Source organism: Enterobacter sp. T2 (genome assembly GCF_010692925.1).
Classification (GTDB): Bacteria; Pseudomonadota; Gammaproteobacteria; order Enterobacterales; family Enterobacteriaceae; genus Enterobacter; species Enterobacter kobei.
In genome coordinates this window covers 3488762-3514413 of sequence record NZ_CP048736.1, presented here as the reverse complement: position 1 = coordinate 3514413, position 25652 = coordinate 3488762, and the positions used below count along the sequence as shown (strand labels likewise).

Annotated in this window: 24 protein-coding genes; 12 read left to right on the top strand and 12 right to left on the bottom strand. The window is 55.9% G+C overall.

Translation table 11 applies throughout. The annotated features are described in order from the left end of the window. The 3 genes from ppk1 to purM all read right to left on the bottom strand — a co-directional run bounded on the left by ppk1 (nucleotide 1) and on the right by purM (nucleotide 3937). Nucleotides 1–2061, bottom strand: coding sequence for a polyphosphate kinase 1 (ppk1, locus tag G0034_RS16910; RefSeq protein ID WP_014884780.1), 2061 nt, complete (start codon nucleotides 2059–2061; stop codon nucleotides 1–3). A 200-nt stretch (nucleotides 2062–2261) separates the two neighbouring features. Beyond that, complete coding sequence (purN, locus tag G0034_RS16905) at nucleotides 2262–2903, bottom strand: phosphoribosylglycinamide formyltransferase (RefSeq protein ID WP_014884779.1); 642 nt, start codon at nucleotides 2901–2903, stop codon at nucleotides 2262–2264. Next, nucleotides 2900–3937 carry a phosphoribosylformylglycinamidine cyclo-ligase gene (purM, locus tag G0034_RS16900; protein WP_023331057.1) on the bottom strand — a complete coding sequence of 346 codons (1038 nt, stop codon included), beginning with the start codon at nucleotides 3935–3937 and terminating at the stop codon, nucleotides 2900–2902. Before purM ends, purN begins: the two co-directional genes overlap by 4 nt. A gap of 266 nt (nucleotides 3938–4203) precedes the next feature. Between purM and G0034_RS16895 the strand changes: the two genes are divergently transcribed. The 4 genes from G0034_RS16895 to G0034_RS16880 all read left to right on the top strand — a co-directional run bounded on the left by G0034_RS16895 (nucleotide 4204) and on the right by G0034_RS16880 (nucleotide 8647). Beyond that, entirely contained in the window at nucleotides 4204–5634 is a 1431-nt protein-coding gene (locus G0034_RS16895) for a 6-phospho-beta-glucosidase (protein WP_047027355.1), read from the top strand. A 216-nt stretch (nucleotides 5635–5850) separates the two neighbouring features. Next, nucleotides 5851–6477: a uracil phosphoribosyltransferase gene (gene upp / locus G0034_RS16890; RefSeq protein ID WP_008501641.1), complete on the top strand. Its 627-nt coding sequence runs from the start codon at nucleotides 5851–5853 to the stop codon at nucleotides 6475–6477. A gap of 83 nt (nucleotides 6478–6560) precedes the next feature. Beyond that, nucleotides 6561–7850 (top strand): uracil permease, encoded by a 1290-nt coding sequence (gene uraA, locus G0034_RS16885; protein WP_023337593.1) that lies wholly within the window; start codon nucleotides 6561–6563, stop codon nucleotides 7848–7850. 95 nt (nucleotides 7851–7945) lie between these two features. Further along, nucleotides 7946–8647: a DnaA inactivator Hda gene (locus G0034_RS16880; protein WP_213014348.1), complete on the top strand. Its 702-nt coding sequence runs from the start codon at nucleotides 7946–7948 to the stop codon at nucleotides 8645–8647. Nucleotides 8648–8727: 80 nt separating this feature from the next. Here G0034_RS16880 and G0034_RS16875 read toward each other — a convergent pair whose 3' ends face one another. Genes G0034_RS16875 through celB form a run of 3 tightly spaced genes read right to left on the bottom strand, consistent with a single transcriptional unit; the run spans nucleotide 8728 to nucleotide 12425 of the window. After that, a complete protein-coding gene (locus G0034_RS16875) occupies nucleotides 8728–10146 on the bottom strand; it encodes a leucyl aminopeptidase family protein (RefSeq protein ID WP_179121342.1) in 1419 nt (472 codons plus the stop codon). Beyond that, entirely contained in the window at nucleotides 10146–11102 is a 957-nt protein-coding gene (locus G0034_RS16870) for a glycosylasparaginase (RefSeq protein WP_032635886.1), read from the bottom strand. Before G0034_RS16870 ends, G0034_RS16875 begins: the two co-directional genes overlap by 1 nt. A gap of 3 nt (nucleotides 11103–11105) precedes the next feature. Then, complete coding sequence (gene celB, locus G0034_RS16865; protein WP_023337590.1) at nucleotides 11106–12425, bottom strand: PTS cellobiose transporter subunit IIC; 1320 nt, start codon at nucleotides 12423–12425, stop codon at nucleotides 11106–11108. A 146-nt stretch (nucleotides 12426–12571) separates the two neighbouring features. On the opposite strand from celB, the gene G0034_RS16860 reads away from it, so the two are divergent. After that, nucleotides 12572–13396, top strand: a complete 825-nt coding sequence (locus G0034_RS16860) for an XRE family transcriptional regulator (RefSeq protein ID WP_179121120.1) — start codon at nucleotides 12572–12574, stop codon at nucleotides 13394–13396. On the opposite strand, the gene arsC is transcribed toward G0034_RS16860, so the two are convergent. Together arsC and bepA are read right to left on the bottom strand one after the other, a co-directional pair. After that, complete coding sequence (arsC, locus tag G0034_RS16855) at nucleotides 13393–13749, bottom strand: arsenate reductase (glutaredoxin) (protein WP_023337588.1); 357 nt, start codon at nucleotides 13747–13749, stop codon at nucleotides 13393–13395. The genes G0034_RS16860 and arsC overlap by 4 nt on opposite strands. Nucleotides 13750–13762: 13 nt before the next feature. Further along, a complete protein-coding gene (bepA, locus tag G0034_RS16850) occupies nucleotides 13763–15226 on the bottom strand; it encodes a beta-barrel assembly-enhancing protease (RefSeq protein ID WP_023337587.1) in 1464 nt (487 codons plus the stop codon). Between the two features lie 221 nt (nucleotides 15227–15447). Here bepA and G0034_RS16845 point away from each other — a divergent pair, with 221 nt between their 5' ends. Further along, nucleotides 15448–16512 carry an AI-2E family transporter gene (locus G0034_RS16845; RefSeq protein WP_179121119.1) on the top strand — a complete coding sequence of 355 codons (1065 nt, stop codon included), beginning with the start codon at nucleotides 15448–15450 and terminating at the stop codon, nucleotides 16510–16512. Between the two features lie 85 nt (nucleotides 16513–16597). Here G0034_RS16845 and bcp read toward each other — a convergent pair whose 3' ends face one another. Both bcp and G0034_RS16835 read right to left on the bottom strand, forming a co-directional pair. Next, nucleotides 16598–17068 carry a thioredoxin-dependent thiol peroxidase gene (gene bcp / locus G0034_RS16840; RefSeq protein WP_179121118.1) on the bottom strand — a complete coding sequence of 157 codons (471 nt, stop codon included), beginning with the start codon at nucleotides 17066–17068 and terminating at the stop codon, nucleotides 16598–16600. After that, entirely contained in the window at nucleotides 17068–17637 is a 570-nt protein-coding gene (locus tag G0034_RS16835; RefSeq protein ID WP_014884767.1) for a glycine cleavage system transcriptional repressor, read from the bottom strand. The genes bcp and G0034_RS16835 overlap by 1 nt, the downstream gene beginning before the upstream one ends. 145 nt (nucleotides 17638–17782) lie before the next feature. Between G0034_RS16835 and dapA the strand changes: the two genes are divergently transcribed. The 6 genes from dapA (at nucleotide 17783) to ypfH (ending at nucleotide 24240) form a co-directional block, all read left to right on the top strand. Then, a complete protein-coding gene (gene dapA, locus G0034_RS16830) occupies nucleotides 17783–18661 on the top strand; it encodes a 4-hydroxy-tetrahydrodipicolinate synthase (protein ID WP_014884766.1) in 879 nt (292 codons plus the stop codon). Between the two features lie 16 nt (nucleotides 18662–18677). Further along, entirely contained in the window at nucleotides 18678–19712 is a 1035-nt protein-coding gene (bamC, locus tag G0034_RS16825; RefSeq protein ID WP_014884765.1) for an outer membrane protein assembly factor BamC, read from the top strand. Between the two features lie 109 nt (nucleotides 19713–19821). Next, complete coding sequence (gene purC / locus G0034_RS16820; protein ID WP_008501631.1) at nucleotides 19822–20535, top strand: phosphoribosylaminoimidazolesuccinocarboxamide synthase; 714 nt, start codon at nucleotides 19822–19824, stop codon at nucleotides 20533–20535. Nucleotides 20536–20655: 120 nt separating this feature from the next. Beyond that, a complete protein-coding gene (gene ypfJ, locus G0034_RS16815) occupies nucleotides 20656–21525 on the top strand; it encodes a KPN_02809 family neutral zinc metallopeptidase (RefSeq protein ID WP_069602283.1) in 870 nt (289 codons plus the stop codon). Further along, a complete protein-coding gene (locus tag G0034_RS16810) occupies nucleotides 21525–23471 on the top strand; it encodes a tRNA(Met) cytidine acetyltransferase TmcA (protein WP_179121341.1) in 1947 nt (648 codons plus the stop codon). The genes ypfJ and G0034_RS16810 overlap by 1 nt, the downstream gene beginning before the upstream one ends. 73 nt (nucleotides 23472–23544) lie before the next feature. Continuing rightward, nucleotides 23545–24240, top strand: coding sequence for an esterase (ypfH, locus tag G0034_RS16805; protein WP_023338628.1), 696 nt, complete (start codon nucleotides 23545–23547; stop codon nucleotides 24238–24240). A gap of 61 nt (nucleotides 24241–24301) precedes the next feature. Here the strand turns inward: ypfH and G0034_RS16800 are convergent, their stop codons facing one another. Beyond that, complete coding sequence (locus G0034_RS16800; protein WP_014171111.1) at nucleotides 24302–24499, bottom strand: YpfN family protein; 198 nt, start codon at nucleotides 24497–24499, stop codon at nucleotides 24302–24304. A 24-nt stretch (nucleotides 24500–24523) separates the two neighbouring features. Further along, nucleotides 24524–25651: a succinyl-diaminopimelate desuccinylase gene (dapE, locus tag G0034_RS16795; protein ID WP_014884761.1), complete on the bottom strand. Its 1128-nt coding sequence runs from the start codon at nucleotides 25649–25651 to the stop codon at nucleotides 24524–24526. Nucleotide 25652 lies beyond the last annotated feature (1 nt).

Genomic DNA, 25652 nt, shown 5'->3' with positions numbered 1-25652 from the left:
TTAATCGGGTTGCTCGAGTGATTTGATATAGTCGTAAATCGCCAGTTGCGACCGCACTTTACGACGATTGCCGCGCGGTACATAGCGGTTACTGAGTTCTTTGTCGATATAGCGCGCTTTCACCGTATCACTGAACAGGATCTCGATAATGTCGAGGATACGCTGTTTCAGGCGCGGATCCAGCAGCGGGGTCGCGACTTCAATTCGATAGTCAATATTGCGCGTCATCCAGTCTGCCGAAGAGAGATAGACCTGTTTATCACCCGCATTATCGAAAATATAGACCCGATCGTGTTCCAGGTAGCGATCAACAATGCTGATAACGCGAATATTGTCGCTGATGCCTTCCAGTTCCGGGATCAGCGAGCACATGCCGCGGATCAGCAGGTTAACCGGCACGCCGGAGCTGGACGCCGCATACAGACGGTCCACCAGACCTTTATCGACCAGGTTGTTAAGCTTCAGCGTGATGCCAGATGACAAACCTTTCTGGGCATTGGCGATCTCTTTATCGATCATATCGTACAGCAGGCGGCGCGAGTTCTGCGGCGAGACCAGCAGATAGTCAAAGCTCACCGGGCGGTACGGGTTCTCAATAAAGTTAAATACACGGCGCACTTCGTTAGTGATGCGGGCGTCGGCGGTGAGCAGCGAGTAGTCGGTGTAAATCCGCGCCGTTTTCTCGTTGAAGTTCCCGGTTCCGATGTGGGCATAACGCACCACGTCTTCGCCCTCTTTACGGGAGATCAGGAACAGCTTGGCGTGAATTTTCAGCCCAGGCGCGGAGAAGATGACGTGCACACCCGCTTCTGTCAGACGGCGCGCCCAGTGAATGTTGGCTTCTTCATCGAAACGTGCCTGCAGCTCTACTACCACGGTCACTTTTTTGCCGTTGTGCGCCGCATGGATCATCGCGTCGATGATGCGGGAATCTTTTGCCACGCGGTAGATGTTGATTTTGATCGCCAGCACGCTCGGGTCGAAAGAGGCCTGACGCAGCAGTTCAAGCACGTGTTCAAACGTGTGGTACGGATAGTAGAGCAGGACGTCACGTTCGCGAATGGCGTCAAACCCGTTGCGGAATTTATCAAACCAGAGATGTCGCAGGCGCGGCAGCGGCTTGTTCACCAGGTTGGCTTTGCCAACGTTAGGGAAGCCAATAAAGTCTTTAAAGTTGTGGTAACGGCCACCGGGTACGATGGAGTCATAGCGCGAAATGGTCAGTTTCTCGCGCAGCATCTCCACCATGGCGTCCGGCATATCGCGCTGGTAAACAAAGCGGACCGGCTCGGCCGTCAGGCGCTGTTTCAGGCTGGAGGACATCAGCTCCATCAGGCTGGCTTCCATCTCGTGGACCAGGTCGTATTCGGCGTCACGGGTCATCTTCATCGAGTAGGCGTTTAGCGCATCGTAGTCGAAGAAGCCTTTGAAGATGTCGTCCAGACAGTAACGCAGGATGTTATCCAGCAGTATCATCGGCTTGCGTCTGCGCGGGGTTTCCGGCGGCAGGTTCACAAAGCGCGGCACCTTGTCGGACGGGATCTCCAGCAGCGCGTAGCTGATGGACTCACCGCGAATAATTTCCACGGCCAGATAGGTGTAGTCATCCTTCAGGAACTGCACCAGGTCGGTTTCGCGGTTAATCAGAATCGGGGTAATGTGCTGGCGGAGATAATGTTTGAAGTAGTGGCGCAGCCAGTTTTGTTGGTTAACGGAAAGCTGACGTTCGTTAATCAGGAAGATTTGATTGCGCGCCATCTCCAGCAGCAGTTCGTTATACAGGCCGTCAAACTCCTGATCGGCTTTCAACACGCGGGACTGGATTTTACCCAGCAGATGACGCGAGTGAGAATTTAAGCCCTGTTCTTCGCTGATGATGATCCGTCTTTTCAGCTCGGCAAAGCGAACCTTGTAGAACTCATCCAGGTTGTTGGAATAAATGCCCAAAAAACGCATGCGTTCGATCAGCGGGTTACTTTTGTCGGCCGCTTCCTGGAGTACACGTTCGTTAAATGCTAACCAGCTTAGCTCTTTCTCGATATATAACTTTTCCTGACCCATTACAGCTCACACTCCAGTTCAATCACAGGACGTGGTAAATCCGTCTCGTCCTTATTATGGCGAGCATTTCCACGATATGTCCAACAGTGCCAGAAAAGTATGACAGTTATTTTTTTTGTTGGGGATTTTAGAGAGTTGGGGGAGGCAATATCGGGTAATGCAATAAGTCGGGTAAGCGTAGCGCCACCCGACATAACAAACTACTCTTCGGCCGCATAACCCTGAGGCGGAAGCTTAACGCCGTCCAGCCAGGCTGCACCGTCGCGCATTTCAAGACGCCCGTCAACAAACCAGCTGACCACCAGCGGGTAGATGGCGTGTTCCTGGGTTTGCACGCGCTCGGTCACGTCGTCTTCGTTGTCGCCATCAAAGACCGGGACTTTCGCCTGCAGGATCACCGGGCCACCGTCCAGTTCGTCAGTGACGAAATGCACAGAGGTACCGTGCTCCTCATCGCCATTTTCCAGCACCTGACGGTGGGTGTGCAGGCCGGGATATTTTGGCAGCAGGGAAGGGTGGATATTCAGCAGTCGCCCGGCGAAGTGTTCGACAAACGCCGGGCTCAGAATACGCATATAGCCCGCCAGTACGACCACGTCCGGTGCATAGGCATCAATCTCGTTAACCAGTTCGCGGTCGAAGGCTTCACGCCCGGCGAACTGGCTGGCTTCCAGCGCGTGCGCGGGAATGCTCTCTTGCCGCGCGCGCTCAAGGCCGAACGCGTCGGCCTTGTTGCTGAATACTGCCCGAATGGTGCCGTTAATTTTCTTCTGTTTGCAGGCGTCTATGATGGCCTGCAAATTACTTCCGTTGCCGGAAATGAGCACCACGATGTTTTTCATTCAATGACCACACGCTCTTCGGAATCGGAGGCTTTAATCGTACCGATTTTCCACGCGTTTTCACCTTTCTCGGTCAACAGCTTAACCGCTTTATCGGCTTCGCTTGCTGGCAGGGCGATAACCATGCCCACGCCGCAGTTAAAGGTGCGGTACATTTCGTGAGAACTCACGTTGCCTGCGGTCTGCAGCCAGTTAAAGACTGCCGGCCACTGCCATGAGGATTCGTCGATCACCGCCTGGGTGTTATCCGGCAGGACGCGCGGAATGTTTTCCCAGAAGCCGCCGCCGGTCAGGTGGGCAATGGCGTGAACGTCAACGTTCTCGATAAGCTCCAGTACGTTTTTCACGTAGATGCGGGTCGGGGCCAGCAGATGGTCAGCCAGCGGTTTACCTTCAAGCTCAGTGGTTTGTGGGTCGCAACCGCTGACTTCGAGAATTTTACGCACCAGAGAGTAGCCGTTGGAGTGTGGGCCGCTGGAAGCCAGCGCAATCAGCACATCACCATCAGCCACTTTGCTGCCGTCGATAATTTCTGATTTTTCTACTACACCGACGCAGAAGCCTGCGACGTCATAATCTTCGCCGTGATACATGCCAGGCATTTCCGCGGTTTCACCGCCCACCAGCGCGCAGCCGGACTGCAGACAGCCTTCGGCGATACCGTTAATGACGCTGGCTGCGGTATCCACATCCAGTTTGCCGGTCGCGTAGTAATCGAGGAAGAACAGGGGTTCTGCACCCTGAACCACCAGGTCATTCACGCACATCGCAACCAGATCGATACCGATCGTGTCGTGACGTTTTAAATCCATCGCCAGGCGCAGTTTGGTGCCTACGCCGTCAGTTCCCGAGACCAGAACAGGTTCACGATATTTTTGCGGCAGCGCGCACAGTGCGCCGAATCCACCCAGACCACCCATCACTTCCGGGCGGCGGGTTTTTTTCACCACACCTTTGATTCGGTCAACCAGCGCATTACCTGCGTCAATATCAACACCGGCATCTTTGTAGCTGAGAGAAGTTTTGTTGGTCACGGCTCAAGTCCCCACGCGATTGCATAGCTAGTAAGAAAAATCGGCGCAATTCTAACAGTCCAGGCAAACGTTTGCGAGCCTATTCTCGGTGCAGGGATCTTTTTTTCTCTCTGGCCATTGCGGGGCAACAAACTTGACTCTGTTCACGAAAATGAAACCGGTTTCGGCGATCTGCTTGCAACGGATAACCCCTTTGCACATCATCGAACTGAAACCGGTTTCTGTAATTGTTTTTGCAGAAAATAACGCAGAATGAGGGAAAGCGAATGTCAGGATTTAAAGCAGATTTTCTGTGGGGTGGTGCCGTTGCGGCGCATCAGCTGGAAGGCGGCTGGAAAGAGGGCGGCAAGGGCGTAAGCGTTGCCGACGTCATGACGGCGGGTGCGCATGGCGTACCGCGTGAAATCACCAACGGCGTGCTGGAAGGGAAGAATTACCCTAACCATGAAGCCATTGATTTCTACCATCGTTATAAAGAAGACATCAGACTCTTTGCCGAGATGGGGTTCAAATGTTTCCGTACCTCCATCGCCTGGACGCGTATCTTCCCGAAAGGCGACGAGCGGGAGCCTAATGAGGCTGGCCTGAAATTCTATGACGATCTGTTCGACGAATGCCTGAAGTACGGCATCGAACCGGTTATTACGCTTTCTCACTTCGAGATGCCTTTCCACCTGGTGACGGAATACGGCGGCTGGCGCAACCGTAAGCTGATCGACTTTTTCGTTCGTTTTGCAAAAGTGGTCTTCCAGCGCTATCAGCATAAAGTGAAGTACTGGATGACCTTCAATGAGATCAACAACCAGGCTAACTTCCACGAAGATTTTGCGCCGTTCACCAACTCCGGATTGAAGTATGCGCCGGGTGAAAACCGTGAGCCGGTCATGTTCCAGGCCGCGCACTACGAGCTGGTGGCCAGCGCCCTGGCGGTGAAGGCGGGACGCGAAATTAATCCGTCGCTGCAGATCGGCTGCATGATTGCTATGTGTCCTATCTATCCGCTGACCTGCGCGCCGGACGATATGATGATGGCGATGAATGCGATGCACCGTCGCTACTGGTTTACCGACGTGCACGTCCGCGGTAAGTACCCGCAACATCTGCTCAACTACTTTGAACGTCGCGGGTTCGCGCTGGATATTACCGACGAGGATAAAGCAGCGCTGCGCCAGGGTTGCGTTGATTATATCGGCTTCAGCTATTACATGTCCTTTGCCACCAAGGCGACGGCGGACAACCCGCAGCTTGATTACGACGAGAGCAAGAGCCTGGTCTCTAACCCGTATGTGCAGAAATCCGACTGGGGCTGGCAGATTGACCCGGTTGGGCTGCGCTACTCCCTGAACTGGTTCTGGGATCACTACCAGCTGCCGCTGTTCATTGTTGAAAACGGCTTTGGCGCGATTGACGTGCAGGAGAGTGACGGCACGGTAAACGATCAGTACCGCATTGATTACCTTTCTGCGCACATCCGCGAGATGAAAAAAGCGGTGGTGGAAGATGGCGTAGACCTGATGGGCTACACCCCGTGGGGCTGTATCGACCTTGTGTCTGCCGGCACCGGTGAAATGAAAAAACGCTACGGCTTTATCTTTGTCGATAAAGACAATGAAGGGAACGGCACGCTGAACCGCAGCAAGAAAAAGTCCTTCGACTGGTATAAGCAGGTGATTGCGAGCAACGGCGAGCAGCTATAATTGCCCGGTGGCGCTGCGCTTACCGGGCCTACGGGACGTGTAGGCCCGGTAAGCGTTAGCGCCACCCGGCAGAACCCCGCACCCAAGCCGGAGCCCAGCCTCCGGCTTTTTTGTCTTTGATTGACATATGTCAAGCAAGATGGGTATGGCGCAATCCGAAAAAAGCGGTATAATCCCGCGATTTTTTTGCGGATGCCACCTCAGAGGAGAAAGAGAATGAAGATTGTGGAAGTGAAACACCCACTCGTTAAACACAAGTTGGGCCTGATGCGTGAGCATGACATCAGCACGAAGCGTTTTCGCGAACTGGCTTCTGAAGTGGGCAGCCTGCTGACCTACGAAGCAACCTCTGATCTGGAAACGGAAAAAGTCACCATCGAAGGCTGGAACGGCCCGGTGCAGGTTGAGCAGATCAAAGGGAAGAAAATTACCGTCGTGCCTATCCTGCGTGCCGGTCTGGGTATGATGGAAGGCGTGCTGGAGCACGTACCAAGCGCGCGCATCAGTGTGGTCGGTATCTACCGTAATGAAGAGACGCTGGAGCCGGTTCCTTACTTCCAGAAGCTGGTGTCCAACATCGACGAACGTATGGCGCTGGTGGTTGACCCTATGCTGGCGACCGGCGGTTCAATGATCGCCACCATCGACCTGCTGAAAAAAGCGGGCTGCAGCAGCATTAAGGTGCTGGTACTTGTTGCGGCACCGGAAGGGATCGCGGCGCTGGAAAAAGCGCACCCGGACGTCGAGCTGTACACCGCCTCTATCGACCAGGGTCTTAACGAGCACGGATACATCATCCCGGGGCTCGGCGATGCCGGCGATAAGATCTTTGGTACGAAATAATCGAATAACGATAAAAAAGCCGACTTTGATAGTCGGCTTTTTTTTGAATAAAACACCAACAACAAAACTCAGAGGAAAACACTATGACGCGCCGTGCTATCGGGGTGAGTGAAAGACCGCCGCTTTTACAGACTATCCCGCTTAGTTTGCAGCACCTGTTCGCCATGTTTGGCGCAACCGTGCTGGTGCCAATCCTGTTTCACATTAACCCGGCTACCGTGCTGCTGTTCAACGGCATCGGTACGCTGATGTACCTCTTTATCTGTAAAGGCAAAATCCCGGCGTATCTCGGGTCGAGCTTCGCCTTTATCTCTCCGGTGCTATTGCTGCTGCCGCTGGGTTATGAAGTGGCGCTGGGCGGCTTTATCATGTGTGGCGTACTGTTCTGCCTGGTCTCCTTCATTGTGAAGAAAGCCGGTACCGGCTGGCTGGACGTGATGTTCCCCCCTGCGGCGATGGGCGCAATCGTTGCCGTCATCGGTCTCGAACTGGCGGGCGTGGCGGCGAATATGGCCGGTCTGCTGCCTGCGGACGGGCAATCGCCGGATTCTAAAACCATCATTATCTCGATGGTGACGCTGGGCGTGACGGTGTTTGGCTCCGTGCTGTTCCGCGGCTTTATGGCGATTATCCCGATCCTGATCGGCGTGCTGGCGGGCTATGCGCTCTCCTTCGTGATGGGCGTGGTGGATACCACACCGATTGCCGAGGCGCACTGGTTCGCGCTGCCAACCTTCTACACCCCGCGCTTCGAGTGGTTTGCTATCTTCACCATTCTGCCCGCCGCACTGGTCGTGATTGCGGAGCACGTCGGCCACCTGGTGGTAACGGCGAACATCGTTAAGCGTGATTTAATCCGCGACCCGGGTCTGCACCGCTCCATGTTTGCGAACGGTTTCTCCACCATCATCTCCGGTTTCTTCGGATCCACGCCAAACACCACGTACGGTGAGAACATCGGCGTGATGGCAATCACCCGCGTCTACAGCACCTGGGTTATTGGCGGCGCGGCGATTATTGCCATTCTGCTCTCCTGCGTGGGTAAGCTGGCGGCAGCGATTCAGATCATCCCGGTGCCGGTCATGGGCGGCGTCTCGCTGCTGCTGTATGGGGTAATCGGTGCCTCCGGGATTCGCGTGCTGATTGAATCGAAAGTGGATTACAGCAAAGCGCAGAACCTGATCCTTACCTCGGTCATTCTGATTATCGGCGTGAGCGGTGCGAAGGTGCACATCGGTGCGGCCGAGCTGAAAGGCATGGCGCTGGCGACCATCGTCGGCGTGGGCCTGAGCCTGATTTTCAAGCTGATCTCGGTGATCCGCCCGGAAGAGGTGGTCCTGGACGCTGACGAAAGCGAAAAAGCGCCACATTGATCCTTTAACCGGGTGGACGATCCGCCCGGTTCTCTCCTTGCTGGTTCCGTGTTAAACTCCGTTCCGATTTTACGTAAGATCTGGTTGAGGTACTTCTGAACGGACCGGCACAGCTCTCTCTGCCACTCTATCTCCCTGACGATGAAACTTTTGCGAGTTTCTGGCCGGGTGATAACCCCTCTTTACTGGCTGCACTGCAAAACGTGCTGCGCCAGGAGCACAGCGGATACATCTATATCTGGTCACGCGAAGGCGCGGGGCGCAGCCACCTGTTGCATGCCGCCTGCGCGGAGCTTTCGGCGCGCGGTGATGCGGTAGGCTATGTGCCGCTGGATAAACGTACCTGGTTCGTGCCTGACGTGCTGGAGGGAATGGAACATCTCTCCCTGGTCTGCATCGATAATATCGAATGCGTGGCGGGGGATGAGCCGTGGGAAATGGCGATCTTTAACCTCTATAACCGCATTCTGGAGTCGGGCAAAACCCGACTGCTGATCACCGGCGATCGTCCACCGCGCCAGCTCAATCTTGGGTTGCCGGATCTGGCGTCACGTCTGGACTGGGGGCAAATCTACAAGCTCCAGCCGCTGTCGGATGAAGATAAGCTTCAGGCATTACAGCTGCGCGCAAAGCAGCGTGGCTTTGAGCTGCCGGAAGACGTGGGCCGTTTCCTGCTCAAGCGCCTGGACAGGGAAATGCGCACCCTGTTCGATACGCTCGATCAGCTCGATCGCGCTTCCATTACCGCCCAGCGCAAGCTGACCATTCCGTTTGTGAAAGATATCCTTAAGCTTTGAGTGTTTTCGCCCGGTGGCGCTACGCTTACCGGGCCTACAGGTGCTCTTTGTAGGCCGGGTAAGGCGTAGCCGCCACCCGGCTAAAGATCCCCCAACAGATGCTCTACCAGAAGTGGAATCGGCCGTCCTGATGCCACGCTCCGTCCACCTTCACGCCACAGCGCCGTGCCGCTGATATCCAGATGCGCCCACGGAATGGTTGGCGGGCAGAAGTGATGCAGCAACCACGCCGCCGAGGCGCTTATCGCCGCATTGTTGGTTGGCGTGTTGCACAGATCGGCGATGGCGCTGTCGGTCTGCTTTTTCAACCGCGCATCCAGCGGCAGGGACCACACTTCGTCGCCACTCTGTTTCCCTGCCTGCGTCAGCGCACTGCGCAGCGGTTCATCCTGCGTCATTAGCCCGCTTAGCTCATACCCCAGCGCCTTCACGACTGCACCGGTTAAGGTCGCCATATCAATAATATAGCGCGTCTGCGGATGCCGCTGGCTGGCCCAGGCGATGGCATCCGCCAGCACCAGTCGACCTTCAGCATCGGTATTGTTGATTTCAACCGTGGTGCCGTTGCAGGCTGTTGCCACCGTGCCGGGCTGCATCGCATTGGGGCCGATGGCATTTTCTGCCAGTGCCAGCACGCCCATGATGCGTACGGGTAATCCCAGCTCTGCCACGGTGAGCATCAGCCCCAGCACGTTAGCCGCCCCACACATGTCATATTTCATGGTGTACATGCCCGCACCTTCTTTCAGCCACAGACCGCCGGTATCAAAGGTGATGCCTTTTCCCACATAGCAGCGCACCGGGCCGTCGTGAGTGCCATCATAATGCATCGCCAGCAGACGTGGCGGGCAGGTGGCTCCTTTGCCGACGGCGTGCAGTAGACCCAGGCCGTGCTCAACAATCTCTTTTTCGTTGAGCACTTCGCAGCGCAGGGCGGGGAAGAGGGCGCAGAGCTTTAGTGCCTCTTCTACCACAAACTGCGGCGTACACCGGTCAGAGGGGATATCCGCCAGACGTCGTGCCGCGACCATGCCGTGCGCGATAGCCTGCTGCTGGCGGAAAACACCCTCCAGCTTCGCCTGTTGTTCCGGCAGGCAGAAGGCGGTGATATGCGCAATACGGACGTCATCGTCGGTTTTCTTTAGCTGCAAATCGCTCAGCCGGTGCGCCTGATTAAAGAGAAAACGCAGCACTTGCGCCAGCACGACGTCGTCGATATTTGTCACGTCCAGCATCACATCGGGACTCACGGGTGAGGCCAGCAGCGGGCGCAGCGCCGTGAGCAATCCTTCTGTCAGGCTATCGTGCCAGAGCGCATCGGGGAGCAGCGTGATCCGGGCAAAAGGGGCGCAGCCAAAGCGGGCGTCAGCGATGCCGCTGGACTCGCGCATTTCCGCGATAAGCGCAGTTTGCGGCAAATGCGCACAGGCGGTGCGGGCGATGAAATGGCTTTGCGGCTTTGCGTCGGAAAGTGCGGTAATGAGTTGATATGTAATCATCATGACTCCTCAATCGGGGCGCGGATCCGCGCGGCATAGGCCTGCATCCATTCATCGTCTACCGCGTGATAATGCGTTTTTTCCCGCAGACGCTCTGTGCGATAAACGGTGAGAGGCTGTCGAGCCGTCGCCACCACAAACGAAAAGGTTTTGATATTCGTCGCGGCGCCGAACTCGCCCTTGTTATTCATGCACACCACGGAGAGATCGCCCGCGCGACCGAAGCGCGACATCAGCTTATCTTCCAGCTCGAACACCACTGAATCTGCGGCCTGCTGCGGCGACATACCTTGCGCCATCCGGCGAACGATTTCGTAGCTGGTGCAGCCTTTCATCAGATCTTCACCGACGCCCGTGGCGGTAGCGGCACCGGTTTCGCTGTCGCAGTAAAAGCCGGAGCCGATAATAGGGGAATCCCCAATGCGGCCGCGTTTTTTCATAAACAGGCCGCTGGTGGAGGTGGCGACGCTCATGGAACCCTGCTTATCAAGACCGATAATGCCGACGGTATCGTGTCCGTCGTACGGGCTTAAGCCTTTATCCAGCGTCTCGCGGCAGCGCTTGCGGTAGTGCTGTATGGCGCGCTCCGTGAGCATGGTTTTGTCGGCAAAGCCCTGGCTCAGTGCCCATTCACGTGCGCCCTGGCCGACCAGCAGGCTGTTGTAGCGCTGGCGGCTCAGCGCGTGCGCCACGCGCACCGGATTGGCGATATCCACCAGATTTCCTACGGCACCGAACGCCAGCGTGTCGCCGTCCATGTACGCCGCATCCAGCTCGACTTCGCCATTTTCGGTAGGCAGCCCGCCATAGCCGACGGATTTATACAGCGGGAAGTCTTCCACGGCAGCGACGGCATCCACCACCGCTGCTGAGACCGGTTTTCCCGCCGCCAGGGCAGATGCAGATTCCGTTACGCCTTCAAGCGCCATTCGCCAGGTTGCGATAATTCCCCACATGCTTTACTCCTGTTTTGCAAGGGTGGTGTCAGTTTGTGTGACCGTGCTCAGCTCCGCAGCACGGTACTGTTTGTCCACGATACGCATGAAAGGCAGGTACAACATGGCGCCAATCAGCAGGTTGATAAGCTGCATCACGCTGCCGCTCAGGTGCCCGGTAACGATAAAACCGCTGATGACCGGTGGCAGCGTCCAGGGGATAAACACCCCGGTGGTGACGGCGACCGCGCCAATTTTCATCGCCGCATACTGCACGGTAACCAGCACCAGCGGCACCAGGTTGAACGGAATAAGCATGATCGGGTTCATGATCACCGGCAGGCCAAACAGGATCGGCTCGTTAATGTTAAACACCGACGCCCCCGCGCCGAGGCGCGCCACTTCGCGCATGTTTTTACTGCGGGCGAAAATCAGCATCGCAATCACCAGCGACAGCGTGGCGCCCGCTCCCCCCATCCAGATCATGTCAAAAAACTGTTCAGTAATAATGTGCGGCGGCGTCGTGCCCGCCTGAATGGCGGCGATGTTATCGGTCTGGTTTTCCATCCACAGCGGACGAATGATGCCGTTGATCATCGAGCCGGAGTTAATCCCCACTGACCACAGAATAGTGATGCTGAATACGGTCATCAGCGCGCCAAAGTAAGAGGTGCCGTAGTGGCGTACCGGCGTGGCGACCACCTCGTAAATGAACTGATGGATGGTGTTGTAGTGGGTATTTTCGAAGATGATGCGGATACCCAGCACCAGTATCATGACCAGCAGGGCCGGGATCAGCGCTGCGAAGGACTCCTGCACCGCAGGCGGCACGCCGTCCGGCATTTTAATGACCAGATTTTTGCGCTTCAGCCAGCAAAACAGTTCCGTCCACAGCAGCGAACCGATCATCGCCACAAACAGCCCCTTGCTGCCAATCCACTCTACCGGTATGACGGTAATGCCGCCGTTTTCCGCCACTTTGATAAACGGCGTCAGGATTAAAAATGCGACCAATGCCAGGATGCCGCAGGAGATACGGTCCTCGCCATAGTGTTCGGCCAGGCGGAAGGCGACCAGGAAGCTGATAAACAGCGACATGGTGGAGAAGACCGCATTGAAAGGAATTTCGATAATCGCGCTCCAGCTCTCACCAAAGGCCTGAGACATAAACTGCTGATAGGTTTGATTCGGGAACGACGAGATGACGAGCAGAATGGAGCCGACGATGATAAATGGCATGAATGAAACGTAGGCACCACGAATGGCCCCGAGATGGCGCTGCTGGGCCGTTTTCGCCGCCAGCGGCATCAGTTTTGCTTCAAGAAATCCCAGAACATTGTTCATTGTGAACTCCGTACAAGATTGAGGGGTGTTGTTTATGTTATGTCTGTGGATTATCAGTGAAGCGCGGTGAGCGAAAGGTGAAATCGGTCACAAAGCAATCGCTTGTATAATATAAATCTCATAAGATTGGTTTCAGGAGGATTGGAATGGAAATCAAACTGCACGCCAATGCCACCACCACGCCGCGCATCCGCCGCTACCTTCAGCAGTCTGATAAAAGCGACCGGGAACTGGCCGTTGAGCTGGGGATCTCGGTCACTACCGTCAGGCGCTGGCGCAACCGCGATCGGGTTTCGGATAACCACACTACGCCAAAAGTGATACACAAAGTGCTGAGACAAGAGCAGGTTGCACTGGTTAATGCTCTGCGCGACATATCAGGTGCGCCATTAGATGAATTGCTGCAGATAGTTAACGACATCCTGGGCATCCCCGTCTCACGGGCAACGCTCAGTCGCTATCTCAAACCGGCACCCGCGAAACAAAAAGGGGCTTCGTTGCAGGGAAAAAAGGCGCTGAAAGCTGGCATCAGGCCGCATACGCTGCGGCTGTATCATCAGCCTTTGTCGCTGCATATGGATGATGGTGGCGAACAACACCTGCTCTGGGCGCGCGAACCGGTGAGCGGCTGGTGTTATGCCCGGCTCTATGCGGGTCTTTCGCCGCAGTTGCTCACTACCTGGACGCGCGCGCTGCTGGAGGCCTGCCCTGCTGATATACAATCTCTTGATACTTTTGGTTTTGAACCGACGCTGCCTGCACAAGACGTTGTTGTTAACGCTCATCCACACAAGCACAATGCGCTGCAGGTGGCGCTACCGCTCCGGGATATTATTCCGCGAGTGAATGATGAACCGGCTGGAGAGGTTGTTATCACGCTATGCGAGTTTTATAACCGGGGTAAAACGCAGAAAAAGCTGGGAGAAAGTACGCCGCAGGCGTTTCTGGAAGCGCTGCGGCGTAAGGACTAGAGGATGTCGAGGACATCTTCCGGCGGACGGCCGATGCGTGCTTTACCGTTTGCCACCACAATCGGTCGCTCAATCAGCTTTGGATTGTCAACCATCGCCTGAATCAGCTGGTCTTCGCTGAGGTACGTGTCGTCCAGATTCAGTGACTTATACAGATCCTCTTTCTGGCGCATCAGTTCGCGCGCGCTGCCCATTCCCAGCATGTGCAGCAGCTGACGAAGCGTCTGCGCGTCCGGCGGTGTGTCGAGATACAACACCACGTCAGGGTCGATACCGTTAGACTTCAGCAGGCTGAGCGTGTCGCGGCTCTTGGAGCAGCGAGGGTTATGATAAATTTTTACCGCGTCTGTCATGACTTCTCCTTGGTTACATCTTCTCGTACGGCTTAAAGCGTTGTTGCAGACTACGCAGCTGGTCGATACGCGCGTCGTAGCGGGCCTGTTGCAGGCTGCCGAGTTTGACCTGCGAGCTGGCACTGCTCAACAAGGAAATCGCCTGATCGAGGCGACCCGCCAGCGCCAGGCCTTCAGCACGCGCGGCCAGTTCCTGATCGCGGTTACCCAGTTGTCCCTGGGCTTGGGCGAGCAATTCCCAGCCGTTCTGGTCATCTTTATTGTTAAAGGTATAGCGGTTCAGGATGGTCACAGCCTCCGCTGGCTGACCGCCCTGTAAGTAAGCGTTAGCAAGGTTAAGCTGTAGCACCGGGTTGGTGCGTATGTCTTTCGCCCCTTTCAGGCGGTTAATCGCATCGGTGGTTTTCTTCTGCCCCAGATCGATATCCGTCGAGAGATCGAGATACCACGGGTTATTCGGATCTGCGGCCAGCAGGGGCTGCAGCGCTTTACGCGCGTCGTCGTATTTGCTGGCTTCCATCGCCTGTAATGCCTGGCCATACTGCGCGGCGTTTTTTTCACGCACGTTGCCTTTCGCCAGGGTGTCCAGCAGATCGCTGGTAAGCTGGTTACGCCCGGAGTTGTACATGCCGAGCGTTCTCACTTTCGCCATGTAGAAGTCCTGCGACGACTGTACGACGACCGGGCGCATCTGGTTGGCACGGTTACGCGCATCCGACAGACGGCTTTCCGGTAGCGGGTGGGTGAGTAGAATTTCCGGTGGCCGGGAAGAATAACGTGCCTGATCGAGCAGTTTTTCCAGGAAAGTCGGCATGGCCTGCGGGTCAAAGCCCGAACGCTGTAAAACCTGAATGCCGATACGGTCCGCTTCCTGTTCGTTTTGCTGGGTGAAGCTTATCATCCCCTGACGCGTTCCGGCCAGCGTACCGGTCAGTGCCGCCATCCCCGCCTGTGGGCTGGCCATTGCGAGCAGAATAGAACCCAGCGCGCCCACCCAGGTGAGCGGGGCATTGCGCTTCTGGTCTTCCATTGCACGCGCCAGGTGGCGCTGGGTGACGTGTGAAATTTCGTGCGCCATCACCGAAGCCAGCTGGCTTTCGTTGTCAGAGTAGCGAAATAACGCCGAATGCAGCACCACGTTCCCGCCAAAGAAGGCGAAGGCGTTAATTTCGTCGTTATTGATTAAATAGAAATGGAAGGGCGTTTTGACCGAGTCGGCGTGCGCCACCAGACGCATCCCCAGCCCGTTAATATACTGTACCAGCAAAGGATCGTTAATCAGCGGGGCGCTGCCGCGCAGCTGGCGAACATAGTAATCGCCCATTTGCATCTCTTGCCCGATAGAGAGCGTGCTTCCTGCTGTGGTGCCCATGTCCGGCAATGAGTCGGACGAGTCAGCGAAAGCGGGCAACACCTGACCGACCGTCACTGCGGCAATCAGTGTTGCAACCAGTGTTTTTCTCAACTGCCTGAACATAACCACTGTCCTGTATGTTGGATGTGCTAATTTGACCGATGAACCGCCATATCGTTCATCTCTGCTGCCCTGCGAGTGTAGCTGTGTTACAGCATGAAGAAAATCCCATTCATCAGGCTTTTGCGGATTGTGACAGGGATACAAAAAGCGAAAGTCTTTTTTGTGACAGTTAGATACAATTCACCGTCTCACTCCCGCCATTCGATTCAGGGAAGGGTTGTATGCTCGAAATGTTAATGCAGTGGTACCGGCGTCGGTTCAGTGACCCGGAAGCCATTGCTTTGTTGGTTATTCTGGTTGCCGGATTCGGTATTCTGTTCTTCTTCAGCGGCCTTCTCGCGCCTCTGCTGGTGGCGATTGTGCTGGCGTATCTGCTGGAGTGGCCAACGGCGCGCCTGGAACATATCGGTTGTTCTCGTCGCTGGGCGGCAAGCATCGTCCTGGTGCTGTTTGTCGGCATTTTGCTGTTGATGGCCTTCGTGGTGATGCCCGTGGCCTGGCAGCAGGGGATCTACCTGATCCGCGATATGCCCGGCATGTTGAATAAGCTCTCTGATTTCGCCGCCACCCTGCCGCGCCGTTATCCCGCGTTGATGGACGCCGGTATCATCGACGCGATGGCGGAAAACATACGTGCCCGCATCATGACGATGGGCGACTCGGTGGTGAAATATTCGCTGGCCTCATTGGTGGGGCTGCTCACTCTGGCCGTTTACCTCGTGCTCGTGCCGCTGATGGTCTTCTTTCTGGTCAAAGATAAAGACCAGATGCTTAACGCCGTGCGGCGTATTTTGCCGCGCAACCGCGGGCTGGCGGGGCAGGTCTGGGAAGAGATGAACCAGCAGATCACTAACTACATTCGCGGCAAGGTGCTGGAGATGATGGTGGTGGGGGTAGCAACCTGGATTGGTTTCGTGATCTTCGGCCTCAACTACTCGCTGCTGCTGGCCGTGCTGGTGGGATTCTCGGTCCTGATTCCGTACATCGGCGCGTTTGTGGTCACCATTCCGGTGGTGGGCGTCGCGCTGTTCCAGTTTGGTCTGGGGACGGAGTTCTGGAGCTGCTTCGCGGTGTACCTGATTATTCAGGGGCTGGACGGGAACCTGCTGGTACCGGTGCTGTTCTCCGAAGCGGTAAACCTGCATCCGCTGGTGATTATCTTATCCGTGGTAATTTTCGGCGGGCTGTGGGGGTTCTGGGGCGTGTTCTTTGCGATTCCGCTGGCCACGCTGATTAAAGCGGTGGTGCACGCATGGCCGGATGTACCGGCGGTGGAAGAGAAGTAGATTTTGTCGGGTGGCGGCTTCGCCTTACCCGACCTACACACGAAATGTAGGCCGGGTAAGCGCAGCGCCACCCGGCACAAAAGTATCAGGCGTTTGCTTTCAGCCAGTTCAACACCACGTCGTGGTGATTACTGGTTTTGAAGTCGTCAAACACATGTTCAACTTTACCGTCAGCGTCAATCAGGAAGCTGATGCGGTGAATGCCGTCATAGGTTTTACCCATAAACGTTTTCTCACCCCAGACGCCAAACTGGTCGCAAACCTGGTGGTCTTCGTCGGAAAGGAGCGTGAAGTTCAGCAGCTCTTTTTCCGCAAATCGTGACAGCTTTTCTGGTTTATCGGTGCTGATACCCAGCACTTCCACACCGACTTTTTTCAAGTCGTCCATGTTATCGCGTAAGCCGCAGGCCTGTACGGTGCAGCCGGGGGTCATGGCTTTCGGGTAGAAATAGACCAGAACACGCTGTCCCTGGAAGTCGGTCAAATTTACTTGCTCACCGTCTTGATCCGGTAAGCTAAATTTCGGTGCGATGTCACCGGCTTTCAGTGGATTCATTACTCAACTCCATCCTGTTCGTGCTGCGAATAATTGACGACGCTTATACTGCCCTGCGCGTTTAATTCTGTACAGAGGGCTTTGAACGCTTGCTCGATATTTGACGCATCCTGTGAGGCAGGGCTGTGTGCAGTGATTTGAATAAAGAGCGTGGGAACGGTGCTCTCGTCGCCCGGTTGCGTGCGGGAAACGAGCTCGGCAATGTTCATCTGATGGCTGTCGAACAGCGCGGTAAAACGCTCGATCAGATGCGGGGAATCAGTGACTTCAACCTGCACCCAGACGGTAGCGGGCATGGCCGGGCGCGGGCGCGCGGTAGTGCGTTTCATCACGATCAGCAAATCCAGCTCCGCGCCTTTCAGCGGCAGGGTGGATTCAATAAGGGTAATGGCATTCCATGTTCCGGACAGCAGCATGATAAACGTGAACTCTTCGCCGAGCATTGCCAGACGGCTGTCTTCGATATTACAGCCGCAGCTGCTCACGTGACGGGTGATGGTGTTCACGATACCCGGCCTGTCGGCACCCAGCGCAGTGATAACCAGGTAATGTTGTGATGAGGTTGTCAAACCTGTTCTTCCTTTGCATGGTTAAGTCTTCCTAAGGAAAGCATAAAAAAAACATGCATACAACCGCCTGAGGGCCTCAGGTCGCTTGCTTTTATTACAGTTCCAAACGTACCATTGAGGCTCTTGTTCGCACAGAGGATGGCTCATGTTCACGGGAAGTATTGTCGCGCTTGTAACACCGATGGATGAAAAAGGTAACGTCTGCCGGTCTAGCATGAAGAAGCTGATTGATTACCATGTCGCCAATGGAACCTCGGCGATCGTTTCGGTAGGGACTACCGGTGAATCTGCAACGCTGAGCCACGAAGAGCATGGCGATGTGGTTATGCTGACCCTGGAGCTGGCTGACGGACGTATTCCGGTCATCGCGGGGACAGGCGCTAATGCAACCGCAGAAGCGATCAGCCTGACCAAACGTTTTAATGACAGCGGCATCGTAGGCTGTCTGACGGTGACCCCTTATTACAACCGTCCTACCCAGGAAGGTTTGTTCCAGCACTTCAAAGCCATCGCTGAACATACTGACTTGCCACAAATTCTGTATAATGTGCCGTCCCGTACTGGCTGCGATATGCTGCCGGAAACCGTTGGTCGTCTCTCGGAAGTAAAAAATATTATCGGTATTAAAGAGGCGACAGGGAACTTAAGCCGCGTTCATCAGATCAAAGAGCTGGTTTCAGACGACTTTATCCTGTTGAGTGGTGATGATGCGACCGCGCTGGACTTTATGCAGCTCGGTGGTCATGGCGTGATCTCCGTAACGTCAAACGTTGCGGCGCGCGATATGGCTGAAATGTGCAAACTGGCCGCAGCCGGTCACTTTGATGAGGCTCGCGTCATTAACCAGCGCCTGATGCCGCTGCACAATAAATTATTTGTCGAACCCAATCCGATCCCCGTGAAATGGGCGTGTAAGGAGTTGGGACTTGTAGCATCCGATACGCTGCGTTTGCCAATGACACCGATTACCGACCACGGTCGCGACATCGTCAGGGCAGCGCTGAAGCATGCCGGTTTGCTGTAAAGTTTAGGGAGATTTGATGGCTTATTCAGTACAGAAGTCGCGCCTGGCGAAGGTTGCGAGTGTTTCGCTTGTTATGCTGCTCGCTGCCTGTAGTTCAGACTCGCGCTACAAGCGCCAGGTGAGCGGTGATGAATCCTATCTGGATGCGACCCCGCTTGCTGAACTTCATGCACCGGCTGGTATGATCCTGCCGATTCAGAACGGCGATTATAATATCCCCGTCACCAATGGCAGTGGCCTGGTGGGTAAAGCGCTTGATATTCGTCCACCAGCTCAGCCTCTGGCGCTGGTCAGCGGAGCGCGTACCCAGTTCACCGGTGATACGGCGTCTCTGCTGGTTGAAAGCGCGCGCGGAAGCAATCTGTGGCCACAGGTGGTGAGCGTTATTCAGGCGAAGAACTACACCATTGATAAACGCGATGACGCCAGCCAGACCTTAACCACCGACTGGATCGAGTGGAACCGCCTGGATGAAGATCAGCAGTACCGTGGACGTTATCAAGTCTCCGTTAAACCACAGGGTTATCAGCAGGCGGTTAACGTTAAGCTGTTAAACCTGGAGCAGGCGGGCAAACCGGTTGCGGATGCCGCCTCCCTGCAGCGTTACAGCACTGAAATGCTGAACGTGATTGCCGCGGGTCTGGATAAGACTGCCACTGATGCCGCAAATGCGGCGCAGAGCCGTAACGGCGTCACCTTCGACGTTCAGAGCGGCGCGGACGATACCGGCCTGCCAATGCTGGTGGTGCGTGCACCGTTTAACCAGACCTGGCAGCGTCTGCCAGCGACGCTGGAAAAAGTGGGCATGAAAGTGACCGACAGCACCCGTTCAACCGGTAGCATGACGGCAACCTATAAGCCACTGTCCGACAGTGCATGGCTGGAGCTGGGCGCCAAAGATCCTCAGCTTGCCTCCGGTGATTACAAGATTCAGGTAGGCGACCTTGATAACCGCAGTAGTCTGCAGTTTATCGATCCAAAAGGTCACACGCTGACCCAGTCGCAGAACGATGCGCTGGTCGCTGTCTTCCAGGCAGCATTCAGCAAATAAATACGAGGGCGGGTTAATCCCGCCCTTTTTATTTTCGTGCTACGCAAACGTGTGCGTGGCATAATATGCCCAGTTTTGAACACAAATCATCACACCAGGAGTAATGAAGATGCAGAAGCAAGCTGAGTTGTATCGTGGCAAAGCGAAGACCGTATACAGCACGGAAAACCCGGATCTGTTGGTGCTCGAGTTCCGCAATGATACGTCAGCAGGGGATGGCGCGCGCATTGAGCAGTTCGATCGTAAAGGCATGGTGAACAACAAGTTCAACCACTTCATTATGACCAAACTGGCCGAAGCGGGTATCCCGACTCAGATGGAAGCGTTGCTGTCCGATACGGAATGTCTGGTGAAAAAACTGGATATGGTTCCGGTTGAGTGCGTTATTCGTAACCGTGCAGCGGGCTCCCTGGTGAAGCGTCTGGGTATTGAAGAAGGTATCGAACTGAATCCACCGCTGTTCGACCTGTTCCTGAAAAACGATGCCATGCACGATCCGATGGTCAATGATTCCTACTGCGAAACCTTCGGCTGGGTCAATAAAGAGAACCTGGCGCGCATGAAAGAGCTGACCTACAAAGCCAACGACGTGCTGAAAAAGCTGTTTGACGATGCGGGCCTGATCCTCGTCGACTTCAAGCTGGAGTTCGGTCTGTTCAAAGGCGAAGTGGTGCTGGGTGATGAGTTCTCCCCGGACGGTAGCCGCCTGTGGGACAAAGAAACCCTGGATAAAATGGACAAAGACCGTTTCCGTCAGAGCCTGGGTGGCCTGATTGAAGCCTATGAAGCGGTTGCTCACCGTTTAGGCGTTAAGCTCGACTAACTCCCTCACTTGCCAAAGGATGTTTTCATCCTTTGGCGTCTTACCTTTGTTTCCTATGGTAATCTTGCCGTTAACCGCCTACGATCATAGCTATTATTAATGGAATAGTTCGAGGTGGTTATGCGCTGGCAAGGGCGTCGTGAAAGTGACAATGTAGAAGACAGGCGCAGTGATGGCGGCGGCGGTCCTTCAATGGGGGGACCCGGCTTTCGGCTACCCAGCGGCAAGGGCGGTCTCATCCTGCTGATTGTGGTGCTGGTCGCTGGCTATTACGGGGTTGACCTCACCGGTTTGATGACCGGTCAGCCGCTGCAACAGCAACCACAGTCTCCGCGCTCCATCAGCCCGAACGAAGATGAAGCGGCCAAATTTACCTCCGTTATTCTCGCGACCACTGAAGATACATGGGGTCAGCAGTTCGAGAAGATGGGGCGCACCTATCAGCAGCCGAAACTGGTGATGTACCGGGGCGCAACCCGCACCGGATGTGGTACCGGCCAATCTGTGATGGGGCCGTTCTACTGCCCGGCAGATGGCACCGTCTATATCGATCTCTCTTTTTACGATGACATGAAACGCAAGCTTGGCGCTGACGGTGATTTTGCCCAGGGCTACGTGATCGCGCATGAAGTCGGGCACCATGTGCAGAAGCTGCTGGGCATTGAGCCAAAAGTGCGTCAGCTACAGCAAAATGCGTCTCAGGCTGAAGTGAATCGTCTTTCCGTTAAGATGGAACTGCAGGCGGACTGCTTCGCAGGCGTCTGGGGGCACAGCATGCAGCAGCAGGGCGTACTGGAATCCGGCGATCTTGAAGAGGCATTAAACGCGGCGCAGGCCATCGGCGATGACCGTCTTCAGCAGCAAAGCCAGGGACGCGTCGTGCCGGACAGCTTCACTCACGGTACGTCGCAACAGCGTTACAGCTGGTTTAAACGCGGTTTTGACAGCGGTGATCCTGCCCAGTGTAATACCTTCGGCAAAGCCATGTGATGGTGTCGTTTGCACATCTGATACGCGAGCTTGAGCGAACCGGGCACCGCCGTCTGGTGGTGCTCACGGGCGATGAGCCGTGGACGCTGAGCCAGGCCACCGCCCTGCGTGATGCTTTACCGGGAGACTGGCTGTGGCTGAATGAAAACCCGTCTAAAGCCATCAGCGGACTGTTGGGACGCGAATACCTGCATGCTGTGTTTGACGCGCATGCCGGGTTTGACGTCTCCGCCTTCGCCGCACTCAGCGGAACGTTGCGCGCCGGGAGCCTCCTCGTACTGCGAGTACCACCGTTCTCTGGCTGGGCCGACAGGCCAGACAGCGATTCTGTGCGCTGGAGTGACAGCGCAGAGCCGATCGCTACCCCGCACTTTGTTCACCATTTTTGCCGGACGCTTGCCGCCGATACGGATGCGATCGTCTGGCAACAGCATCATCCCCTGACGCTTCCCGCTGCGCCAGATTTACCCGCCTGGCAGCCTGCCAGCGGCGACCCGCAGCGTGAGCAGGCGGCGATCCTCGACGCGCTTTTGGTCATGCCTGCGGGCATCGCTGCCGTGACGGCACCTCGCGGACGCGGAAAGTCAGCGCTGGCGGGGATGCTGCTGGGCAGCATCCAGGGGAGTGCGGTGGTGACGGCCCCGGCGAAAGGCGCAGCGGATGTCATCGCGCGTTTCGCGGGCGAGCGTTTTCACTTTATGGCACCCGATGCGCTGCTGGACTCCACGCTGCAGGCCGACTGGCTGATTGTCGATGAAGCGGCAGCCATCCCAGGCCCGCTGTTGGAGAAGCTGGTGACACGTTTTCCCCGCGTATTACTGACCACTACGGTTCAGGGTTACGAAGGGACGGGCAGGGGATTTCTGCTGAAGTTCTGCGCCCGATTCAGTGGGTTGCAGCGTTATACCTTATCCGTCCCCATTCGCTGGGCGGCCGGATGTCCGCTTGAACGGATCGTGGCGAATACGCTGCTGTTTGACGATGCGCTTATCGACCACAAACCGGAAGGTGAGGTGTCTGTAAGGTCTCTGGAGCCACAAGAGTGGGAGAGCGACCCGGCACGAGTGGCAAGCGTTTATGAACTGCTCTGTGCTGCCCACTACCGGACCTCACCGCTCGATTTACGCCGGATGATGGACGCCCCCGGCCAGCACTTTGCTGTTGCGGACGCGGGGGCTGATATTGCGGGCGCGATCTGGCTGGTGGACGAGGGCGGATTGTCCCCCGAACTCAGCCGGGCGGTGTGGGCTGGCTCTCGTCGTCCACGCGGGAACCTTGTGGCGCAGTCGCTGGCGGCGCACGGCGGAACGCCTCTTGCGGCGACGCTGAAAGGCCGACGGATTAGCCGCATTGCGGTTCATCCCCGTCGTCAGCGGGAAGGCATCGGTCAGCGGCTGATCCTGAACGCCAGCGGTGAAGATTATCTCTCCGTGAGTTTTGGTTATACCGACGAGCTGTGGCGTTTCTGGCAGCGGTGCGGGTTTGTGCTGGTGCGAATGGGCAGCCATCGGGAAGCCAGCAGCGGGTGTTACACGGCGATGGCGCTGCTGCCGCAGAGCGAAGCCGGGCATCAACTGTGTACGCAGGCACATCGGCGTTTATGCCGCGATATGCGCGTCCTGTCGGCCTGGAATGGCGAAAAGATCCCGGTGACTGATGCCTGGGAAGCTACCCTTAATAGTGACGACTGGCTGGAGCTGGCGGGGTTTGCTTTTGCGCACCGGGCGTTTTCAACCTCGGTAGCCGCGCTGACGCGGTTGCTGTTAGCCACAGATATGCCGCTTCCCGCGCTGCGCGGGAAAATCGAGGGGAGAAGCGAAGCGGTCGGGCGAAAAGCGTTACTGGCAAAGCTTCGCGAAGAAACCGCGCAAGCGCTTGAGAGCCTTGATTATTCGCGCTGCCAGCAGTTGAAAGCAGACATTTTGCAATGGCAATTTTTTCAATGACTTCTTCAGTAAAGTGGCATGGTCATTACCCCGCAGAGGCGTAAAATCCTGCTCATCAATTAAGGAGACCGCCATGAAACACGACCATTTTGTTGTTCAAAGCCCTGACAAACCGGCTAAACAGTTACTGCTTCTGTTTCATGGTGTTGGCGATAATGCCGTCAATATGGGGCAGATTGGTAGCTGGTTTGCGCCTGTTTTCCCTGAAGCATTGATTGTCAGCATCGGCGGCGTAGAACCGTGTGGTCCGAACGGACGACAGTGGTTCCCGGTTCAGGGCGTGACGGAGGAGAACCGTCAGGCGCGCATTGATGCCATCATGCCCACGTTTATCGACATCGTACGCTACTGGCAGCAGCAGAGCGGCGTGGGTGCTGACGCGACCGCGCTGATTGGCTTCTCGCAGGGATCTATCATGTCCCTGGAAAGTGTGAAAGCGCAGCCGGGTCTGGTTTCACGGGTGATCGCGTTTAACGGCCGCTTTGCGACGCTGCCGACGAGTGCGACCACGCAGACCACGATCCATCTGATCCACGGTGGTGAAGACCGGGTCATTGAGCTTTCACATGCGGTTGCCGCTCAGGAAGCATTGATTCGTGAAGGTGGAGATGTGACGCTGGATATCGTTGACGATCTGGGCCATGCGATTGACGACCGCAGCATGCAATTCGCGCTCGATCATCTGCGTTATACCGTGCCGAAGCACTACTTTGATGAAGCGCTCAGCGGCGGTAAGCCGAATGACGATGATATTGTTGAGTTTATGTAGCCTCACCCCCAGCCCCTCTCCCCACAGGGGCGAGGGTTAGGGGGAGGGGTGAGATTAACAATTACTTCTTCTGGTCTTTCTTCGGCCAGTCGTCGTCATCGTCCCACTTGTCGTTAAAATCGCGGTGTGGCGGGAGATCCGGCTTGTTCGCAAGAAACTTTTTGTGGTCAACGCGCTTAAGGTCTTTAATCACGTTGAGCAGTACGCCGACCAGAAACACCAGCACCAGAATCCACCAGTACTTTGAAAGCCAATCCATTCGCTATTCCTCTCAGAGCATTCGTCAGGCGACGAGTTGCTCCATAATACGTTGATACATACGAGCCAGCAGTTGCAAATCTGCCGCATTAACACACTCATTTATTTTATGAATGGTTGCGTTTACTGGCCCCAGTTCGACAACCTGAGCTCCCATACGGGCGATAAAGCGTCCGTCTGAAGTGCCACCCGTCGTCAGCAGTTGTGGCTTAATTTCATTATAGTGCTCGATGGCGTTCACTACCGCATCAACCAGTTTGCCGCGCTGCGTCAGGAACGGCTGGCCGGAAAGCCACCAGTCCACGGTGTAGCGCAGGTGATATTTTTCCAGCAGCGCGACAACGCGCGCTTTGATCATCTCATCGGTCAGTTCGGTGCTGAAGCGGAAGTTGAACTGGACGAAGAAATCCCCCGGGATCACGTTGTTGCTGCCGGTCCCGGCCTTGACGTTAGCAATCTGCATACTGGTCGGGGGGAAGAACTCGTTACCTTTATCCCACTCAATCGCCACCAGTTCGCTCAGCATTGGCGCAGCGCGATGAACGGGGTTATCGGCCAGATGTGGATAAGCAACATGTCCCTGAACGCCGTGAATGGTCAGGTTACAGGTCAGTGAGCCACGGCGACCGTTTTTCACGACATCGCCCACCACTTCGGTACTGGACGGCTCGCCGACCAGACAGTAGTCGAGACGCTCGTTGCGCGCCATCAGCGCTTCAACCACCTTCACGGTACCGTTATGGGCACTGGCTTCTTCGTCGGAGGTGACCAAAAACGCGAGACGGTTTTTGTGGTTCGGATGCTGAGCCACGAAGCGTTCAGCCGCGACCACCATCGCTGCCAGCGAGCCTTTCATGTCTGCCGCGCCGCGGCCAAAGAGCATGCCATCGCGGATGGTCGGTTCAAACGGCGGGTTAATCCAGCGATCTGCGTCACCTGCGGGAACGACGTCAGTATGCCCGGCAAACGCCAGCGTTTCACCCTGGCCGCGCCACGCCCAGAAGTTCTGAGTATCGCCAAAATCCATGCGTTCAACGGTAAAACCGATGGCACGCAGGCGCTCAATCATTAATGCCTGACAACCTGCGTCGTCCGGGCTAAGGGAAGGACGGCGAATAAGCTGTTGAGTCAGCTCAATGACCGGGCATGACATA

Coding starts and splice junctions, on each gene's coding strand:
- uraA (WP_023337593.1), top strand. CDS start 6,561: ATGACGCGCCGTGCTATCGGGGTGAGTGAAAGACCGCCGCTTTTACAG.
- G0034_RS16875 (WP_179121342.1), bottom strand. CDS start 10,146: ATGATTACATATCAACTCATTACCGCACTTTCCGACGCAAAGCCGCAA.
- ypfJ (WP_069602283.1), top strand. CDS start 20,656: ATGCGCTGGCAAGGGCGTCGTGAAAGTGACAATGTAGAAGACAGGCGC.
- ypfH (WP_023338628.1), top strand. CDS start 23,545: ATGAAACACGACCATTTTGTTGTTCAAAGCCCTGACAAACCGGCTAAA.
- purN (WP_014884779.1), bottom strand. CDS start 2,903: ATGAAAAACATCGTGGTGCTCATTTCCGGCAACGGAAGTAATTTGCAG.
- G0034_RS16860 (WP_179121120.1), top strand. CDS start 12,572: ATGGAAATCAAACTGCACGCCAATGCCACCACCACGCCGCGCATCCGC.
- bcp (WP_179121118.1), bottom strand. CDS start 17,068: ATGAATCCACTGAAAGCCGGTGACATCGCACCGAAATTTAGCTTACCG.
- arsC (WP_023337588.1), bottom strand. CDS start 13,749: ATGACAGACGCGGTAAAAATTTATCATAACCCTCGCTGCTCCAAGAGC.
- G0034_RS16895 (WP_047027355.1), top strand. CDS start 4,204: ATGTCAGGATTTAAAGCAGATTTTCTGTGGGGTGGTGCCGTTGCGGCG.
- G0034_RS16800 (WP_014171111.1), bottom strand. CDS start 24,499: ATGGATTGGCTTTCAAAGTACTGGTGGATTCTGGTGCTGGTGTTTCTG.
- celB (WP_023337590.1), bottom strand. CDS start 12,425: ATGAACAATGTTCTGGGATTTCTTGAAGCAAAACTGATGCCGCTGGCG.
- purC (WP_008501631.1), top strand. CDS start 19,822: ATGCAGAAGCAAGCTGAGTTGTATCGTGGCAAAGCGAAGACCGTATAC.
- G0034_RS16845 (WP_179121119.1), top strand. CDS start 15,448: ATGCTCGAAATGTTAATGCAGTGGTACCGGCGTCGGTTCAGTGACCCG.
- upp (WP_008501641.1), top strand. CDS start 5,851: ATGAAGATTGTGGAAGTGAAACACCCACTCGTTAAACACAAGTTGGGC.
- dapE (WP_014884761.1), bottom strand. CDS start 25,651: ATGTCATGCCCGGTCATTGAGCTGACTCAACAGCTTATTCGCCGTCCT.
- bamC (WP_014884765.1), top strand. CDS start 18,678: ATGGCTTATTCAGTACAGAAGTCGCGCCTGGCGAAGGTTGCGAGTGTT.
- dapA (WP_014884766.1), top strand. CDS start 17,783: ATGTTCACGGGAAGTATTGTCGCGCTTGTAACACCGATGGATGAAAAA.
- G0034_RS16870 (WP_032635886.1), bottom strand. CDS start 11,102: ATGTGGGGAATTATCGCAACCTGGCGAATGGCGCTTGAAGGCGTAACG.
- G0034_RS16810 (WP_179121341.1), top strand. CDS start 21,525: ATGGTGTCGTTTGCACATCTGATACGCGAGCTTGAGCGAACCGGGCAC.
- ppk1 (WP_014884780.1), bottom strand. CDS start 2,061: ATGGGTCAGGAAAAGTTATATATCGAGAAAGAGCTAAGCTGGTTAGCA.
- bepA (WP_023337587.1), bottom strand. CDS start 15,226: ATGTTCAGGCAGTTGAGAAAAACACTGGTTGCAACACTGATTGCCGCA.